Origin of the sequence: Flagellimonas maritima (assembly GCF_003269425.1) — a bacterium.
GTDB lineage: Bacteria > Bacteroidota > Bacteroidia > Flavobacteriales > Flavobacteriaceae > Flagellimonas > Flagellimonas maritima.
Genome location: NZ_CP030104.1, coordinates 3,568,628 through 3,584,869, shown reverse-complemented (window position 1 = coordinate 3,584,869; position 16,242 = coordinate 3,568,628). Strand labels below are relative to the sequence as shown.

Sequence of the window (16,242 nt, the reverse complement as noted above, 5' to 3'; positions counted from 1 at the left end):
TTGTAATTAATCCAAAATTATGGAAATATTCCTTAAAATGGAAATAATCCAAATTAATTTTTGGAAATATTCCAAAATATGTATATTTGATAGCCTCAACGGTCTTCTTAAGCGTAGTTTGGAAGAATTTTGAAATGTATAATGGGTCTTGACTGCGCTCGACCCCACAGTCCTAGAATTATGGAGAAGGAGATAACCTTAAAAAGATTTATAGAGATACGTCGAGAACATGGACATACCCAAGCGGAATTTGCAAAGTTATTGGGTGTTTCCAATACCACGGCGGACATTGAAAGAGGACGTACAAAACTTTCAGGTAAAATTGTTTCTGAGTTGTTACGGCAATTTAATATAAATCCGTTATGGCTGTTTGGCGAAAGTGAGGACAAATTTTTGGAAACATCCCGAACCAGCGTTATTCCGAAGGTAGTCACCGTAGATAGTTCCGACAATGACAATATGGTCTTGGTCAATGCCAAAGCAGCTGCAGGATACCCACAAAACATAGCTGATACGAGTTGGTACCACCAATTGCCCGCATTCGACTTGCCCATTCCAGAATTCAGAAATGCCACGTACAGAGGTTTTCAAGTAGAGGGGGATAGTATGTTGCCCAATTTAAAGCCCAATGATTGGGTCCTGGCAAAGGCTGTAGAACACATTGACTATGTCAGTTCCAATAAAATGTATGTTGTAGTGCTTCAAGATGCGGTGTTGGTCAAGAAAATCGAAAAAAGGCCAAATTCCAATAATATTACTTTGGTATCCTTAAATGAGACCTATCCACCGTATGAAATAAAACCATTTCAAATACAGGAAATATGGGAGGTCAGCAGTAAACTTACCTTCAATGTCGATGCAACTACAGAAACAGGACTTCTAAGACAATTGCACCAATCCATGGAGGAATTAAAAAGGCAAGTGGGAAACACAAAAAACTAGTTCTTCCATTTCTTCCAAATTCTTGACTATATTAGAGGGTTAACCAACCTTTTTAAGTAGTGAGGCACCTTTTTGTTATCTTATTCTTTTTCAATGCATTTTCACCCGTATTTTCCCAAGTTGAAAGCGACACTTTAAAAGTTGGATATACTCCAGCTGCACCATTTATCGTCACTTCAAATGAATCAATGCACGGCATCAACGTTTGGCTTTGGAAACAGGTTGCGAAAGAACTTGATTTAAAATATAAGATGGTTCCAATGGAGTTTTCTGCCATGTTGGATTCTTTAAAAGCAGGAAGAATAGATATAAGTATCAATCCCTTGACCATTACGGGGGAACGCAGCAAGCATATGGAATTTACACATTCCTTTTACGCTTCGCATTCTACCATTGTTGTTCCCAAGAGCACATCTTTTCAAAGGTTGATGAACTTTCTAGAATCTTTTTTGCACATTAATTTTTTGCGCGGTTTTCTTTTGTTGATATTCATTCTTTTGTTTTTTGGTATTCTTATCTGGCTTTTTGAAAGACGAAGAAATACAAGGGATTTTCGTTCAAACGCCAAAGGAATCTGGGATGGTTTTTGGTGGTCCGCAGTTACCATGACCACCGTGGGATACGGGGATAAGGCACCAAAAACAAGAATGGGAAAAATTGCAGCACTGGGATTGATGCTCAGCGGACTTTTATTTGTTTCTGGGCTTACGGCAAGTATCGCATCCAGTTTGACCGTGGACCAGCTTTCCGATAATACCAATAGTTTCAGTGCCTTTAAAGATCAAAATATCGGGACTATCAAGAACTCCAGTGCCAATGACTTTCTAAAAGTCCATTTTTTTAAAAACATCAAACCATATTCCAGTGTCCTACCAGGTCTCACCGATCTAAAAAATAGAAAAATAAATGCTTTTATCTACGATGAACCTATTTTACAATATAGAATCGCAAAAGATTCTTTATTGACCGACCTGGAATTGTTGCCCATTAAGTTTGATGTTCAGTTTTATGCTTTTGGAATTGCAAAAGACAAGGTCCACTTGGAGCAAAGAATATCCCAAGCTATTCTAGAAATTATTGAAACACAGAAATGGGAAATTTTGCTTTCTGAATATGGGCTGAACGAAATCTAGAACAAGTCAATTATAAGCTTTAATCCTACCCATATCCAGTGTTAAAGGTCCAAGTTGATGGGATTTTGGCAAAAAAGCTCCACTTTGCATTACCTGCCAATCGTCCCAAGTAGCTTCAAGCCCGCCCAAAGGAATTATTTTGACCCACATTTTGAAACTTATGGGAAAATAATTTTCGTTCAATTTCCAAAGATAACTGTCACCAGGCGTTGTACCACCTTTTGAATAAGATACCAACAACCCTTGAGAACCGTTATCCAAATCCACAATGTTTCTATGGGTGCCGTCGTCGAACACTTTATATGGTGCGACCAACCAGAAGGAATCATTATTGAACATTTTCAATGCTTTGGCGATAACCTTATTTTCTTTTTCTTTTGATAGACTATCACCTATTTTTTTTGCTTTGCTCTTCTCCGAATCCACTAAATTCAACAGCACGGAATAGTCGTCCCAATTAATCTCAACCATTCCATTTAGTTTGTCCCATTTATATGTATTGGCCCCGTTTCGGTAAGACCACTCCAAAAAGCGGGTATCGCTATATTTTTCATGGTTTAACGCTTGTAACATTTTGTTTGCAAGTACATCCGCTTCTGAAGGGGAATGTCCTTTTGGAAGCGGTTCGTGTTTGACCCAGGCAAAGATTAATAATCCCAAGATTAGGATTCCCAATATTTTCAAGAGCTTTTTCATGGGAAATACTGCTCTTTTATATGTTGTGCTAAAATTTCTGCTGCTTTTGGGTTCAATCTAAACCAAAGCTCAGGTTCAAAAATTTCCAGTTCCGCCAGTGCCCAGTTCCCTTGATTGTTCTTAAAAATATCAACTCGGGCATAAAGGGGCATTTCAGGAGCTGCTTTTACCACTTTTTCTGCAAAACCGATTTCCTCTTGGGAGGGATCATGCGTATGGATAGTACCTCCAAAATCGTCCTGCACCCTAAAATCACCGTCTTTGGCAATTTTTAATACGGCATGTGTGAAACGGCCATTAAAAACCATCATTGATATTTCACCATGAGTTACAATATTTTGTTGAAATTCCTGAAGCATCATTGCTTCGGATGCTATCATCTCCTGAAAAATTGATTCATGCCCACTGATCTGGTCAGCATCAATTTTATAAGTGTGTCGAGCAGCTCCCGAAACGCAAGGTTTCAATACAAAGCTTTTGGCATTGGAGTTAAATTTTGTTTTAAATTCACTACAGGTAGCTGTCAATGTTGTTATTGTATCCTTTTCAATAAAAAGTGTTTTTGGAATCTTAACACCGTTTGATTCTAGATCCTGCATATAATGCTTATCGATATTCCAGTCGATAAGTTTTTTTGAATTGATAAAGTTGGTTTGGTCCGATACACGTTTCAACCATTTGGAAAATTCTTCAAAACGATCAAAATAGTCCCAAGTGGCCCTAAACAGAGCACAATTTGTTGTTTTCCAATCAAACCCTTGATCGTCCCATGATTTGCGTGTAACGTTTAGGCCATTTTTTTCAAGAGCATCGGCGATAAGTTTATCTTCTAAAAGTACATTTTCGACATAAACGCTATTGGGATCGGTCGACAAATATCTTGGATCGGTCAGAATTACAATATCGTACGCCATTCCTATATCATTTTAAAACCCTACCGCGGTATCATCACCTCTTTTATCTGCACCACCTTCCAATCTTCCATCGGACAATACTCGAATTGCATCTACTTTTCCAATTATTGGGGTCCGCTCTTCATTGATGATATAGCCTTTGGACTTTAGTTCATCTTTCAAAGTTGTTGAAAAACCTTCGGGCTCAAAAATTACAACATCGGGTAACCATTGGTGGTGAAACCGAGGGGCATTTACGGCGTCTTGCATACTCAGATTGAATTCATAGACATTCAGGATAGTTTGGGTCACTGCGGTTATTATAGTTGAACCGCCAGGGGTACCAACGACCATATAGAGTTTTCCATCTTTTTCTACTATGGTTGGCGTCATACTGCTGAGCATTCTTTTTTCTGCCGCTATGCTGTTGGCATCGGCCCCAATAAGGCCGAACATATTGGGCACTCCAGGTTTGGAACTGAAGTCGTCCATTTCATTGTTCATAAAAAAGCCCAGTTCTTCAACATATAATTTAGAACCGTAGCCTCCGTTAAGGGTTATGGTAGCAGAAATTGCATTTCCATTACTGTCAACAATCGAATAATGGGTAGTTTCCATACTTTCTACAATCTCTACATTTCCACGTTCCACATCTGAAGATAAGGTGGCCTTGTCGAATGAAAAGTTCTGCATTCGATCTTTTAAATAACTATCGCTAAGAATAACGTCCAAGGGAATATCCACAAAATCCGGGTCGCCCAAATAATAATTTCTGTCGGCATACGCTCGGCGGGAGGCTTCTGTAAAAAGTTGGATGGTCTTGGCAGAATTATGACCATAATCAGAAACCTCATAAGGTTCCATCATTTTAAGAATTTGATTTATGGTAACACCTCCGCTGCTAGGTGGGCTCATGGAGATAATGCGAAGGTCCTTATAATTAAAGATAATCGGTTGTCTCCATTTAGCTTCGTATTTTGCCAAATCTTCCTCGGTGATGTATCCCCCTTTTTCTTGCATGAAAGCTGCCAACTTTTCAGCAACCTCACCTTTGTAGAATCCGTCTTTTCCTTTCTCAAGAATTTTTTGAAGGGTTTTTGCCAAAGCAGGATATTTAATGGTATCCCCTTGCTTGAACAGGGCAGCAAATTTTGTGCTGTCACCGTTTACCTCAATAAAATTTTCTCTATAGCTCTCCAGTCGTTTCGCCTGCTTTTCTGTAACCAATACACCACGTTGGGCAAGTTTTATTGCAGGAGAAAGAAGGTCGGCAAGTGGTAACGAACCAAACTTTTTATACACTTCCATTACCCCTGCAACGGTTCCCGGCACACCGGATGCAGTGGCACCCTTTGTGCTCAAATCCGGAACAACGTTGCCAAGAGAGTCCAAATACATATCCTTGTGCGCTGATAGCGGTGCCTTTTCACGGTAATCTATTCCCCCTACGTCACCATTGTTTTTGCGGTAGACCATAAAACCACCACCACCTAAATTCCCGGCAAATGGATAAGCTACAGCTAGTGCCATTTCAATTGCGACCATTGCGTCAAAAGCATTACCTCCTTTTTCTAAAATAGCTGATCCTATTTGTGAGGCTTCTACGCGAGCGGAGACCACCATCGCATTTTCAGTGACCAGACCTGTAGGGAGGGCAGGTTGCTCTTTGCAGTTTAATAGTAAGAGAAATGGGAGCAGGAGTATTAATTTTCGCATAGGAAATTATATTTTTCGTGGGAAAAGATAATCAATTCTTCAAAAAATTGGGTAAACTCGTTTTCGAAAGCTTCGTAGTGTTCTTCAAGATCCAAAATGGCATGGTTCATTCTTGATTTATTTTTGGTCCTCCTGTTCATGCCATTCAAAACTTTTGAAATACCATCCAAATTGGCATAGCTCAACAACCAGTTCCCTGAAATCATATAGGGCATAATGCGCTGGGTCGGTAAGGGCAATACAGCATAGTTTTTCTGTAATAAATCATAAAAATTCTCTACGAAACTCGACAACGCAACTTTTGAATAGGCCGACCAGTTTTTGGCCAAAAAATGATCATAGAATATGTCTACGATTACCCTGCTGTAATGACTATAGTTTTTGTGGAGACGTTTGCTACTTTGTTTTGCAATAGGGTGTGAGTCTGTAAACGTATCTATCTCCCGATGTAATAAAATGCCCTTTTGAATTCTTTCAGGAAAGTGTTTGTACTTATTTCCTTTGATATGATCGGCAAAAAAATTGCCCAAAGTGATTTCATCATCACCAAAGGAAAGGTATATGTGTGCTAGAAAATTCATTCAATAATTTTCTTTTCTTCCGAAAAGTACGAATTCAAAACTCGGAATACTGCTTAGCAAGTTATATTTGCAAAAACTTTTTCAACGTTTATGACCTTAATTAAATCAATCTCTGGAATACGTGGAACCATAGGTGGTGCTACAAATGAAAATCTTACTCCAATTGATGCGGTGAAATTTGCTGCTGCGTATGGAACATGGCTAAAGGATTATTCGGGAAAGGACAAATTGACCGTAGTTATTGGTCGTGATGCCCGATTATCCGGAGAAATGATTCAGAATTTGGTAGTTTCGACTTTGGTCGGACTTGGTATCGATATAATCGATTTGGGATTGTCCACTACGCCCACCGTTGAGATTGCCGTTCCCTTGGAAAATGCTGATGGCGGAATTATATTGACAGCCAGTCATAACCCCAAACAATGGAATGCGCTAAAATTATTGAATGAAAAAGGAGAGTTTTTAGATGCAGAACAAGGAGCTATCATTTTAAAACTCGCAGAAAAAGAGGATTTTGATTTTGCAGAAGTTGATGATTTGGGAGAAGTTATAAAAAATGATTCTTACATTGATGTCCATATCGATGAAGTGTTAAACCTTCCTTTGATTGACAAGGAAGTTATCAAAAAAGCAGGTTTTAAAGTTGTTGTTGACGGTGTAAATTCCACTGGCGGGATTGCCATTCCAAAACTTTTGGAAGAATTGGGCGTAGAGGTGGTCAAGCTTTACTGTGATCCAACGGGACATTTTCCACATAATCCAGAACCACTAAAAGAGCATCTGGGCGATATCTGCAAATTGGTCGTAAAAGAAAATGCAGATTTTGGTATAGTGGTAGACCCGGATGTAGACCGATTGGCTTTTATAAGCGACGATGGAGAAATGTTTGGTGAGGAGTATACTTTGGTTGCTTGTGCCGACTATGTTTTGGGAAAGACAAAGGGGAATACCGTTTCCAATTTATCCTCTTCCAGGGCATTACGGGATATCACTGAAAAACATGGAGGAACCTACAAAGCAGCAGCTGTAGGCGAGGTGAATGTGGTCACTAAAATGAAAGCCACAAATGCCATAATAGGAGGGGAGGGCAATGGAGGAATCATTTATCCCGAAAGTCACTATGGTAGAGATTCTTTGGTAGGTACTGCTTTGTTTTTAATGCTCATGGCAGAAAAAGGAGGAACGGTCGCTGAACTTAGAGCGAGCTACCCAAGCTATTTTATGAGTAAAAAGAAAATACAATTGACCCCCGATTTGGATGTTGATGCGTTATTGACCGCAATGCACGATAAGTATAAAAATGAAGAAGTATCTATTATTGATGGTGTAAAAATAGATTTTGCCGAAAATTGGGTGCATCTCCGAAAATCCAATACAGAGCCCATAATTCGGGTTTATACAGAAGCAAAATCACAGGAAAAGGCGGACGCCCTTGCGGATAAAATTATTGAAGAAATTAAGGAAATAGCAGGTCTTGACTAATTTAACCTACTTCAATTGATAAATTATCTGTTGATCATTAAATTCGTCATCAGTAATTTTGATTCTTTTATCAGAATCCAATGTTAGTTTCCAAGAACCCTCTTCTTTCTTTATAGTTACATTAAATTCACCATAACCTTTCACAGTTAATTCGTTCCCATCTTTTTGTTTTGAACTGAAACGATAATAACCTGTTTGATAAGCAATATCTCCGCCTTCATTGACAGCCGTAGATACAATGGCGAAAGCTATGCTTAAACCTCCGCCTTGTTGTTTTATGTTTTCTATAAAACCACCAAAATTTTCCAGGTAATCTTTGCCAGTTTCAATTGTATTTTGGTCTAATGTAATTCTTATGATATCATCAGAGTGGATGGATTTTATTTTTTCTGAATCCAGATAAGCATACGATTCCATAAACGGAATCCAAATATCTGTTTTAATCGATTCAAGAAGTTCTTCTGATATGTTTTTTGGGTTATTTTGACCGCTCAAAAATCCCGTGATGAGAAGGAAGCAGAGTATGAATGAATATTTCATTTTTAGTTTTTTGAATTAAAAATAGGTTTCATTTCAAATGTCATTGATAGTAAAGATACTAACCGTCAATTGATTTAGGGGTTACGTCAATTGGTTTAATAAGCATGTACAAGTTTACTGGATATTTAATCATAATTCTAAAATTTATTATGATATGAAATTATGTAAGGGTATTGTGCTTGGTATTACGTTTTTGACAGTGTTTTTTATTTCATGTTCCGCGGAAGATGGCGAACAAGGTGTCCAAGGGCAGCAAGGCATTCAGGGAGAGCAAGGTGCCCCAGGAGAACAAGGAGAACAGGGAGAGCAAGGTGTGCAAGGGGAACAGGGGGAACAAGGTGTGCAAGGAGAGCAAGGTGTGCAAGGAGAACAAGGTGTGCAAGGAGAACAGGGTGTGCAAGGAGAACAAGGGGAGCAAGGTGAACAAGGAGAAGATGGAGATGGAGGTGGAACCTCTGCAGGAAAATTGAGTATTGATATTAGTGAACTTGCCGGTCCTTCAATAATTGAAGAAGCTGTTCCTGAACTTACGCAGGAAATTTTACAAAATAATTTAATACTCTTTTATTTTGAAATTCAATTTGCTCCAGATGAATCTGCTTTTATCCCTATTCCCGGTAGATACGATTTGTATCAATTTGACATAGAAATCAACCCTGGCAAAATTTTTATTAAAACATCGGATTTTAGCGGATTTCAACCTATTGATTTTCCACAGGGGCTATTTAATTTCCTGCATGTGTATATAATTCCAGTAAATCCTTTTGAAGGCAAAGGGAATGTAGTGGAAGATTTAAAATCCGCAGGAATAAATATTAATGACTACCATGCTGTAATGCAATATTATGGTATAAAATAATATACGAATTGTCGATTCTACAGGGTCTTTGTCTTTATTACTATACTACCAAACAGTAAAGTATTCTAAAGATAAAGACCTTTATAATGAAAGCTGTATTTAGCTTGTGCTGGTTGTTGTTTTGGACTGGAATTCTTTCGGCGCATTTCCTCTATGTTTCCAACGCTTGTGTGTCCAGAAATAATATTCCGGGGCTTCCCGTATTGATTTTTCCGTTTCTCGGATAAACGCTTCAGAGATTTTATAATTTTCTACGCTTTTTGGATTTTCGGTCAATACTTTAAAAGTACCTTGATAATGACCACGGGACATTTTCTTCACTTTCAAATATACAGGTACAATATCATGTGTTTTGCAAAGTTCCTCCCCGCCCACATGAATGGGAACCAGAATATCCATAAAAGTTGCCCAATGCTTCGCTTTGATGACCATGGGAGATTGATCACTAATTATCCCCACAGTTATCAATTCATGTCTTTTCTTTGCATCTTCTATTATTTTGCGGCTTCCATTGGTTCTTATAAGCGTAGTGCCGTATTTACTGCGAATATCCCGTACTAATTTGTCAAAATATTTATTCTGGATGGTTTGGTAAATTGCATATGCTTTTGATTGTACGTAAGAATTTAATGAGAACACCCACTCCCAACTTGCGTAATGGGGCATCATTATCATTATGTTTTTTCCATTTCGTTCCAGCTCCTTGAACACTTCGATATTGTCGAAAACATATCTTTTTTTCATCTGTTTGTCGCTAATCCCCAATGTTTTTATCATTTCCAAGAAAATGTCGCAAAGATGTTTGAAGAATTCCTTCTCTATGTGCAATCGTTCATCATCCGATTTTTCGGGAAACACCAATGCCAAATTATTACGGACCACTTTTTTACGATAGCCAATCACATGGTACAACAGTTGATATACCATGTCGGATATTACATAAAGTACTTTGAAAGGTAGTCTGGAAATTAACCACAAGAGTGGATAAACAAGGATAAAAACAACTAATTGCATACGTAATTCTTGTGCGCAAATATAGCTATATTTGAATCCAAATTTAATAGCTTATGTACAATTTGCACGCTGCTACTATCGCCATAATTGCAGCGAATATACTTGTGTCGCTTAGGGGCTTTAGCGATCCTGTTTTTTTTGATCGCTATAAGTTCAGCATAGGTGGGGTAAAAGCTGGACAAAGGGAGCGAACGGTAACTTCGGGCTTTCTACATGTCGATATATCGCACCTTTTCTTCAACATGTTCACGCTATATTTTTTTGCCAATGTAGTGATCAACTGGTTTGGTGCGGGTAAATTTTTGATTATTTATTTTGTCAGCTTGATAGGAGGGAGTCTCTTGGCGCTTTTTTTCCACAAAGACGAACCATTTTATAGTGCCGTAGGTGCGAGTGGAGCGGTAACGGGAGTTTTATATGCTGCAATTTTATTGAACCCCAATATGCAACTTGGTATTATGTTCATTCCAATACCGCTTCCTGCATATGTATTGGGTATTGGTTACTTGCTATATTCAATTTATGGGATGAAGAGCAGGCTGGGGAATATTGGGCATACTGCCCACTTTGGAGGTGCAATAGGTGGTTATGCCGTTACACTTCTTTTTAAACCGGAACTTTTTGTGACCGATACTTTTATAGTTGTGCTTTTGGCAGTTCCTATATTGATTTTATTCATTTTGGAAAAGATGGGAAAGATTTAACCTAAATAATATATATCAAAAAAACCAAAAAATTATTTTGGAGTGATTTTCCTTAAAGGGTAAAAGCTAGTTGAGCAATTCAGCAACTTTTTCCTCTAAGGCAGGACCCCTTAAATCCTTTCCTACAATAACACCATTTTCATCTATTAGAAAGGCTGCGGGTATTGCATTAATGTTATAGAGTTGCGCAACAGGGTCTTGAAATCTTTTTAGATTGGAAATATGGTTCCATGCCAATCCATCATCTTCAATGGCCTTGGTCCAATCCTCGGCACGTGCATCCAACGAAACGCCGATTACATTCAATCCCTTGTCATGATACTTATTGTAAACAGAGACAATATTGGGATTTTCAGCCCTACAGGGTCTGCACCATGCTGCCCAAAAGTCAATTAGTGTCAATTTGCCTTTTACGTCACTCAATGCCAATAGATTCCCATCAGGGGTGGGTGCTGAGAAATCCGGTGCAACACCGCCAATATCGGTAGTCTTTTGTTTTTCCAATTGTTCTTTTAACTGTTCGCCCGGTAAGGATTCTTTCATTTCTGGAGTAAGCCCATCGTACATAGTTTTGACTTCTTCATTTGAAATACTCTTGTTCATCATCAAATTGCCAATGATCAGCACGGATATTAAAGCATTGGGATTTTCTTTGGCAAAATCGACATTAAATGTCTTAACCTCATCTTGAAACTCTATATATTCTTCTCTAAGAGCGGTAACCGTTGCACTATCTTGTTGCTGGGCAGCGTTACGCATATCATTTTGCATGGACCTGGCACGTTCTGAGAGCGTTCTGGATTCTTCCAAAAAATTCATGAACAACTCATTTTGGGGAGTTCCCTTGAGCTTGGCATAGTTCATACTATCTTTCTGAAACTTTACGTCGATATTACCGTTTTCCAAAACAAATGGTATGTTGCCCCTGTTTGATTCAACAAAAATATAGTGAAGCATAGGCTTTTCCTGAGAGCCATTAAAGCTAAACGTTCCGTTTTCCACCATTGTCGTATCAACATCCACGAGCTGGTTCAATGAGTCCGTCGTTTTTAAGTATATTTTGGTGCCGTTCTCTAAATCTCCTGTCACGGTAGCATTTACTGTAAAACCTTCCGGTGTGGAATTACACGATGCCAAAAACAATATTCCTGTAATGATTGTCAGTACTCTCTTCATTTGTTATTTTTTGAGCCGCAAAGATATTCATTAGTTATTGCATATAAAAACCTTGATTTCAATTACGGTTTAGCTTTAGTATATTTTAAAATTGATAGCGAATGCCCAGGGCAATATCAAAATCAAATCCATCATCAAATCCATCATAGCCCAATAGTCCAATTTCCGGTCTAAAATCCAGTGAAAGCAATAATGGAATATCAAAATTATACTCTACACCCAGATTACCCGCTGCAAAAACAAAAAGCCCATCATCATCGTCATCATTATCAGGTACAGGTTCAAATTCTACGCTTCCCAATCCACCTCCAAGACCATAATACCAATTAAAGCTGCCATCCAATTGATGCACCCATTGGTATAACCCAGATAATTTGAAAGCATCAAAACGCCTACTGTCCCGCCATCCTAGATTGAATTCTGCCCGATTGTAACGCCCAATGGATTTCTGATAGGAGATTTCTGCACCAAAACCATCACTGTCGCCCAAACGTAGGCCCAGTGTGTGCTCAGAAATTTCCTGAGCGCTAGTCGTCATCGCAATAAGTAAAAAAATGAACGTAAATAATGTGGTAATCTTCATAAGTTTCTCTATTAGTTAAAAATTTAAAGATAGCTTTGTAAAGCTTTCTAACAATACAACTGAATTAGATAACCAAAAATTGTTCTAGATTGGATAAATTACTTTTTAGCCCCCTCTCACAAAATCTACAGGGAGAATTATTGGTAGATGATTTAACTAAAGCATTATACGCAACTGATGCTTCCGTATACAGAAAACTGCCAAAAGCTATAGCTTATCCTAAAAATATAGCGGATTTAAAGATTCTGGTAGCCTTTGCCAATGAGCATAAAATCAGCTTAATTCCTCGTACGGCCGGAACTTCCTTGGCAGGGCAATGTGTTGGGGAAGGTATCATCGTGGACGTTTCCAAACACTTTACAGAAATTATCCATTTGGATAAAGAAAAAAAGCAAATTAAGGTTCAACCAGGGGTAGTGCGTGATGAACTCAACCAATACTTAAAACCTTACGGTCTTTTTTTTGGCCCCAATACATCGACCTCAAATCGGTGTATGATAGGGGGCATGGTCGGCAATAATTCCTCAGGTACTACATCTATTCAATATGGGGTAACCAGGGATAAGGTAGTATCGATGAACTGTATTTTATCCGATGGAAGTGAAGTCTGTTTTTCAGATTTGGACAAGAAAGCATTCGAAGCTAAAACCAATGAAAAATCACTTGAGGGCGAAATCTACTCGTTGCTTCATGCTGAACTATCAAACCCAAAAAACAAAACAAACATTGATGCGGAATTTCCAAAAGCAAGCATTCACCGAAGAAATACGGGTTATGCTGTAGATGAATTATTGAACAACAATGTTTTTGGAACCAACGGAGAAGATTTTAACCTATGCAAGTTGCTTTCTGGCAGTGAGGGAACTTTGGCATTTACTACAGAAATCACATTGCAATTGGATGACCTGCCACCTTCATTATCCGCTATGGTCGCTACGCACTACAGAACATTGGAGGACTGTCTGAGCGATGTGGCACCAGTGATGCAGCACAATTTGCATACCTGTGAAATGATGGATAAAGTAATCCTGGACTGCACAAAGAACAACAGGGCACAATTGGCCAATCGCTTTTTTGTAAGCGGTGACCCTGCAGGAATTTTAATGTTGGAAGTAAAGGCAAATTCTGAGGAAGACCTAAAAAAACAATTGGAAGGATTGTTACATACTATTGAAAAGTCGGGATTGAGCTATGCAAATCCTGTTTTGATCGGAAATCAAATCAATAAAGCAATTGAACTTCGCAAAGCGGGACTGGGATTGCTGGGCAACATGGTAGGTGATAGAAAAGCGGTGGCATGTATTGAAGATACGGCTGTTGCACTTGAAGATTTAAAGGAATTTATTGGTGAATTTACACAAATCATGAAAGACTATGGTCAAGATGCGGTTTATTATGCCCACGCCGGGGCAGGAGAGCTGCACTTGCGTCCTATTCTCAATTTAAAAAAGTCTGAAGATGTTGCACTGTTCCGCTCCATCACAACCGATGTTGCAAAACTTACCAAAAAGTATAAGGGTAGTTTCAGCGGTGAGCATGGTGATGGCATTGTTAGGGCAGAATTCATTCCATTGATGATCGGAAAGCCCAATTATGAATTGTTAAAACGGATAAAGTCCGTTTTTGACCCCCACAATATTTTTAACCCGGGGAAAATCGTGGATGCCTTTCCGATGGATAAATCCCTGCGATACGAAATCGATAGGAAAGAACCAGCCATCAAAACTTTGATGGATTTTTCGGATAGTGAGGGAATTTTAAAAGCTGCCGAAAAGTGTAACGGGAGCGGAGACTGCCGGAAAAGTCATAATATGACAGGAGGAATGTGCCCAAGCTATCATGCCACAAAAAACGAGAAAGATACTACTAGGGGCAGGGCAAATGCATTACGGGAGTTTTTGACAAATTCAGATAAACCGAATCAATTTGATCAAAAGGAGCTTAAGGAGGTATTTGATTTATGTCTCAGCTGCAAGGCATGTGCCAGCGAATGTCCCAGTAATGTAGATGTCGCTACTCTAAAGGCAGAATTTCTTTACCAATATCAAGAGGTGAACGGCTATCCAATGCGCAGCAAACTGTTTGCTTATAATACAAAATTCAATAAAATGGGCAGTAAATTCCCATCGTTTACCAATACTGTCTATAAGTCAAGAATATTTGGAGGTCTGCTGAAGAAAACATCCGGGGTAGCGACAGAACGGAACCTTCCTGAAGTTTATCATTTCAATTTTAAAAAATATCTGAAGAAAAAAAAACAAGAAAACACCCAGATTTTAAAAAGAGTAGCCCTTTATATTGATGAGTTCACTAAATATCTGGATATTGAAGTAGGTAAAGATGCCATTGAACTGTTGTGCAAACTTGGCTATGATGTACAACTATTTTATGTAGAAAGTGGAAGGACTTATTTATCCAAAGGATTTTTAAGGGAAGCCAAGTCCTTGGTAAAGAGAAATATGGTTAAGCTAAAAAAAGTTCTGGACCAGAACATTCCAATAGTTGGTTTGGAACCTTCTGCGGTTTTGTCCTTTAGGGACGAGTACAAAAGGTTGCATAACGACAAGGAACTCTTGGATAATTTGGCATCCCGTACTTTTTTAATTGAAGAGTTTTTGGCCTTGGAAATTAAAAAGGGTGTTGTTGATGCAACCAGTTTCACCGATGAAACAAGAGAGGTGAAAATCCATAACCATTGTCACCAAAAAGCACTATCAGACCAGAAAGTCACTTTTGATGTTCTCAATTTGCCAAAAAACTATAAAGTCACTATAATACCTTCTGGCTGCTGCGGCATGGCAGGTTCTTTTGGCTATGAAAAGGAACATTATGACATCAGTATGCAAGTAGGAGAGCTTAAACTATTTCCAGCTGTAAGAAAAAGTTCCGCAGAAACTATAATAGCGGCTAACGGAACAAGTTGTAGGCATCAAATAAAGGATGGAACGAAAAGGGATGCGCAACATCCAGTATCAATCTTGCGCCATGCTTTGATCATCTAAGAAATTTAGATCATTTTCTTTTTTTAAAATCGGACTTTTCAGTATTTCTTCAGTCTCAGCTCCTTTATCGGTTATGGATGCTATTAGTTCGTTCATATCCATTTCCTTAAGATCTTCGTCCACAAAGAAAGGGGACAATTTATCGTGATTGTAATAATACACCCTCCAACGTTTAAAAGAGTATTCCAAAGCGGTCAGGTTTTCTACCCAATCCCCGGAATTTAAGTAAAGGCAACTACCGCTATTATTTTCATAATACTCTTTTTTTGGCTGATGTATGTGTCCGCAGATCACATAATCATAATCGTTTTCTATAGCTAGATCACCCGCTGTTTTCTCAAAATTATTGACATATTTTATAGCGCCCTTTACACCATTTTTTATCCGTTTGGACAAAGAATAGCGCTCTCTTCCCATTTTAGCCAAACACCAGTTCACAAAACTATTGATGAGAATAAGTATGTTATAACCATACCCACCTAATTTTGCCAACCATTTTGCATTTTGTATGGATACATCAAACACATCACCATGAAAAATCCATGCTTTTTTACCGTCCAGTTCAAGGATAAGCTTGTTGGCAATCTTTATATTCCCCATTGAAGTTTCACTGAACTTACGGAGCATTTCATCATGATTACCAGTAATATAGAAAACTTCGGTGCCCTTTGAGGCCATGCCAATGATATTCTTGAGCACCTTTAAATGTGAAGGGGGAAAATATCGCTTGTTAAATTGCCAGATATCGATAATATCACCGTTTAAGATAAGCTTTTTGGGTTGAATGCTATTTAAGTAAGTGATAAGTTCATCAGCATGGCAGCCGTATGTCCCTAAATGGACATCTGAAATTACGGCCACTTCAATCTTTCTTTTTTTCAATCTTTCTGATTTAATTGCAAAGTAAGCGTGTAGGAATAA

General features: G+C 38.5%; 15 protein-coding genes. 6 read left to right on the top strand and 9 right to left on the bottom strand.

Translation table 11 applies throughout. The features are described from left to right. Positions 1-180 precede the first annotated feature (180 nt). Positions 181-942: an XRE family transcriptional regulator gene (locus HME9304_RS15960; RefSeq protein ID WP_112379522.1), complete on the top strand. Its 762-nt coding sequence runs from the start codon at positions 181-183 to the stop codon at positions 940-942. Positions 943-1,001: 59 nt separating this feature from the next. Continuing rightward, entirely contained in the window at positions 1,002-2,075 is a 1,074-nt protein-coding gene (locus HME9304_RS15955; RefSeq protein WP_112379521.1) for a transporter substrate-binding domain-containing protein, read from the top strand. Between the two features lie 6 nt (positions 2,076-2,081). Here the strand turns inward: HME9304_RS15955 and HME9304_RS15950 are convergent, their stop codons facing one another. Genes HME9304_RS15950 through HME9304_RS15935 form a run of 4 tightly spaced genes read right to left on the bottom strand, consistent with a single transcriptional unit; the run spans position 2,082 to position 5,961 of the window. Then, positions 2,082-2,771 (bottom strand): hypothetical protein, encoded by a 690-nt coding sequence (locus HME9304_RS15950; protein ID WP_112379520.1) that lies wholly within the window; start codon positions 2,769-2,771, stop codon positions 2,082-2,084. After that, positions 2,768-3,685, bottom strand: a complete 918-nt coding sequence (locus HME9304_RS15945) for an ATP-grasp domain-containing protein (RefSeq protein ID WP_112379519.1) — start codon at positions 3,683-3,685, stop codon at positions 2,768-2,770. The genes HME9304_RS15950 and HME9304_RS15945 overlap by 4 nt, the downstream gene beginning before the upstream one ends. Positions 3,686-3,697: 12 nt before the next feature. Beyond that, positions 3,698-5,380 (bottom strand): gamma-glutamyltransferase, encoded by a 1,683-nt coding sequence (gene ggt / locus HME9304_RS15940; protein ID WP_112379518.1) that lies wholly within the window; start codon positions 5,378-5,380, stop codon positions 3,698-3,700. After that, complete coding sequence (locus HME9304_RS15935; RefSeq protein ID WP_112379517.1) at positions 5,368-5,961, bottom strand: acyl carrier protein phosphodiesterase; 594 nt, start codon at positions 5,959-5,961, stop codon at positions 5,368-5,370. The genes ggt and HME9304_RS15935 overlap by 13 nt, the downstream gene beginning before the upstream one ends. 90 nt (positions 5,962-6,051) lie before the next feature. On the opposite strand from HME9304_RS15935, the gene glmM reads away from it, so the two are divergent. Continuing rightward, positions 6,052-7,443 carry a phosphoglucosamine mutase gene (glmM, locus tag HME9304_RS15930; protein ID WP_112379516.1) on the top strand — a complete coding sequence of 464 codons (1,392 nt, stop codon included), beginning with the start codon at positions 6,052-6,054 and terminating at the stop codon, positions 7,441-7,443. A 6-nt stretch (positions 7,444-7,449) separates the two neighbouring features. Here the strand turns inward: glmM and HME9304_RS15925 are convergent, their stop codons facing one another. Further along, a complete protein-coding gene (locus HME9304_RS15925; protein WP_112379515.1) occupies positions 7,450-7,983 on the bottom strand; it encodes a YybH family protein in 534 nt (177 codons plus the stop codon). Between the two features lie 154 nt (positions 7,984-8,137). Here HME9304_RS15925 and HME9304_RS15920 point away from each other — a divergent pair, with 154 nt between their 5' ends. Further along, positions 8,138-8,842 carry a hypothetical protein gene (locus tag HME9304_RS15920; protein WP_112379514.1) on the top strand — a complete coding sequence of 235 codons (705 nt, stop codon included), beginning with the start codon at positions 8,138-8,140 and terminating at the stop codon, positions 8,840-8,842. Positions 8,843-8,941: 99 nt separating this feature from the next. Here HME9304_RS15920 and HME9304_RS15915 read toward each other — a convergent pair whose 3' ends face one another. Further along, positions 8,942-9,856 carry a lysophospholipid acyltransferase family protein gene (locus tag HME9304_RS15915; protein WP_112379513.1) on the bottom strand — a complete coding sequence of 305 codons (915 nt, stop codon included), beginning with the start codon at positions 9,854-9,856 and terminating at the stop codon, positions 8,942-8,944. A gap of 53 nt (positions 9,857-9,909) precedes the next feature. Between HME9304_RS15915 and HME9304_RS15910 the strand changes: the two genes are divergently transcribed. Then, on the top strand, positions 9,910-10,560 hold the full coding sequence (locus HME9304_RS15910; RefSeq protein WP_112379512.1) for a rhomboid family intramembrane serine protease: 651 nt from the start codon (positions 9,910-9,912) through the stop codon (positions 10,558-10,560). 66 nt (positions 10,561-10,626) lie between these two features. On the opposite strand, the gene HME9304_RS15905 is transcribed toward HME9304_RS15910, so the two are convergent. Together HME9304_RS15905 and HME9304_RS15900 are read right to left on the bottom strand one after the other, a co-directional pair. Further along, positions 10,627-11,736 (bottom strand): TlpA disulfide reductase family protein, encoded by a 1,110-nt coding sequence (locus HME9304_RS15905; protein WP_112379511.1) that lies wholly within the window; start codon positions 11,734-11,736, stop codon positions 10,627-10,629. A gap of 85 nt (positions 11,737-11,821) precedes the next feature. Further along, positions 11,822-12,319: a hypothetical protein gene (locus HME9304_RS15900; protein ID WP_112379510.1), complete on the bottom strand. Its 498-nt coding sequence runs from the start codon at positions 12,317-12,319 to the stop codon at positions 11,822-11,824. 89 nt (positions 12,320-12,408) lie between these two features. On the opposite strand from HME9304_RS15900, the gene HME9304_RS15895 reads away from it, so the two are divergent. Continuing rightward, positions 12,409-15,321, top strand: coding sequence for an FAD-binding and (Fe-S)-binding domain-containing protein (locus HME9304_RS15895; protein WP_112379509.1), 2,913 nt, complete (start codon positions 12,409-12,411; stop codon positions 15,319-15,321). Here the strand turns inward: HME9304_RS15895 and HME9304_RS15890 are convergent. Then, positions 15,292-16,203, bottom strand: coding sequence for a UDP-2,3-diacylglucosamine diphosphatase (locus tag HME9304_RS15890; protein WP_112379508.1), 912 nt, complete (start codon positions 16,201-16,203; stop codon positions 15,292-15,294). The two genes, HME9304_RS15895 and HME9304_RS15890, sit on opposite strands and share 30 nt — an antisense overlap. Positions 16,204-16,242 lie beyond the last annotated feature (39 nt).

What these genes read in the sequence shown, in the direction of transcription:
- HME9304_RS15960 (WP_112379522.1), top strand. Translation starts at nt 181, where the DNA reads ATGGAGAAGGAGATAACCTTAAAAAGATTTATAGAGATACGTCGAGAA.
- HME9304_RS15950 (WP_112379520.1), bottom strand. Translation starts at nt 2,771, where the DNA reads ATGAAAAAGCTCTTGAAAATATTGGGAATCCTAATCTTGGGATTATTA.
- HME9304_RS15945 (WP_112379519.1), bottom strand. Translation starts at nt 3,685, where the DNA reads ATGGCGTACGATATTGTAATTCTGACCGATCCAAGATATTTGTCGACC.
- ggt (WP_112379518.1), bottom strand. Translation starts at nt 5,380, where the DNA reads ATGCGAAAATTAATACTCCTGCTCCCATTTCTCTTACTATTAAACTGC.
- HME9304_RS15935 (WP_112379517.1), bottom strand. Translation starts at nt 5,961, where the DNA reads ATGAATTTTCTAGCACACATATACCTTTCCTTTGGTGATGATGAAATC.
- glmM (WP_112379516.1), top strand. Translation starts at nt 6,052, where the DNA reads ATGACCTTAATTAAATCAATCTCTGGAATACGTGGAACCATAGGTGGT.
- HME9304_RS15925 (WP_112379515.1), bottom strand. Translation starts at nt 7,983, where the DNA reads ATGAAATATTCATTCATACTCTGCTTCCTTCTCATCACGGGATTTTTG.
- HME9304_RS15920 (WP_112379514.1), top strand. Translation starts at nt 8,138, where the DNA reads ATGAAATTATGTAAGGGTATTGTGCTTGGTATTACGTTTTTGACAGTG.
- HME9304_RS15915 (WP_112379513.1), bottom strand. Translation starts at nt 9,856, where the DNA reads ATGCAATTAGTTGTTTTTATCCTTGTTTATCCACTCTTGTGGTTAATT.
- HME9304_RS15910 (WP_112379512.1), top strand. Translation starts at nt 9,910, where the DNA reads ATGTACAATTTGCACGCTGCTACTATCGCCATAATTGCAGCGAATATA.
- HME9304_RS15905 (WP_112379511.1), bottom strand. Translation starts at nt 11,736, where the DNA reads ATGAAGAGAGTACTGACAATCATTACAGGAATATTGTTTTTGGCATCG.
- HME9304_RS15900 (WP_112379510.1), bottom strand. Translation starts at nt 12,319, where the DNA reads ATGAAGATTACCACATTATTTACGTTCATTTTTTTACTTATTGCGATG.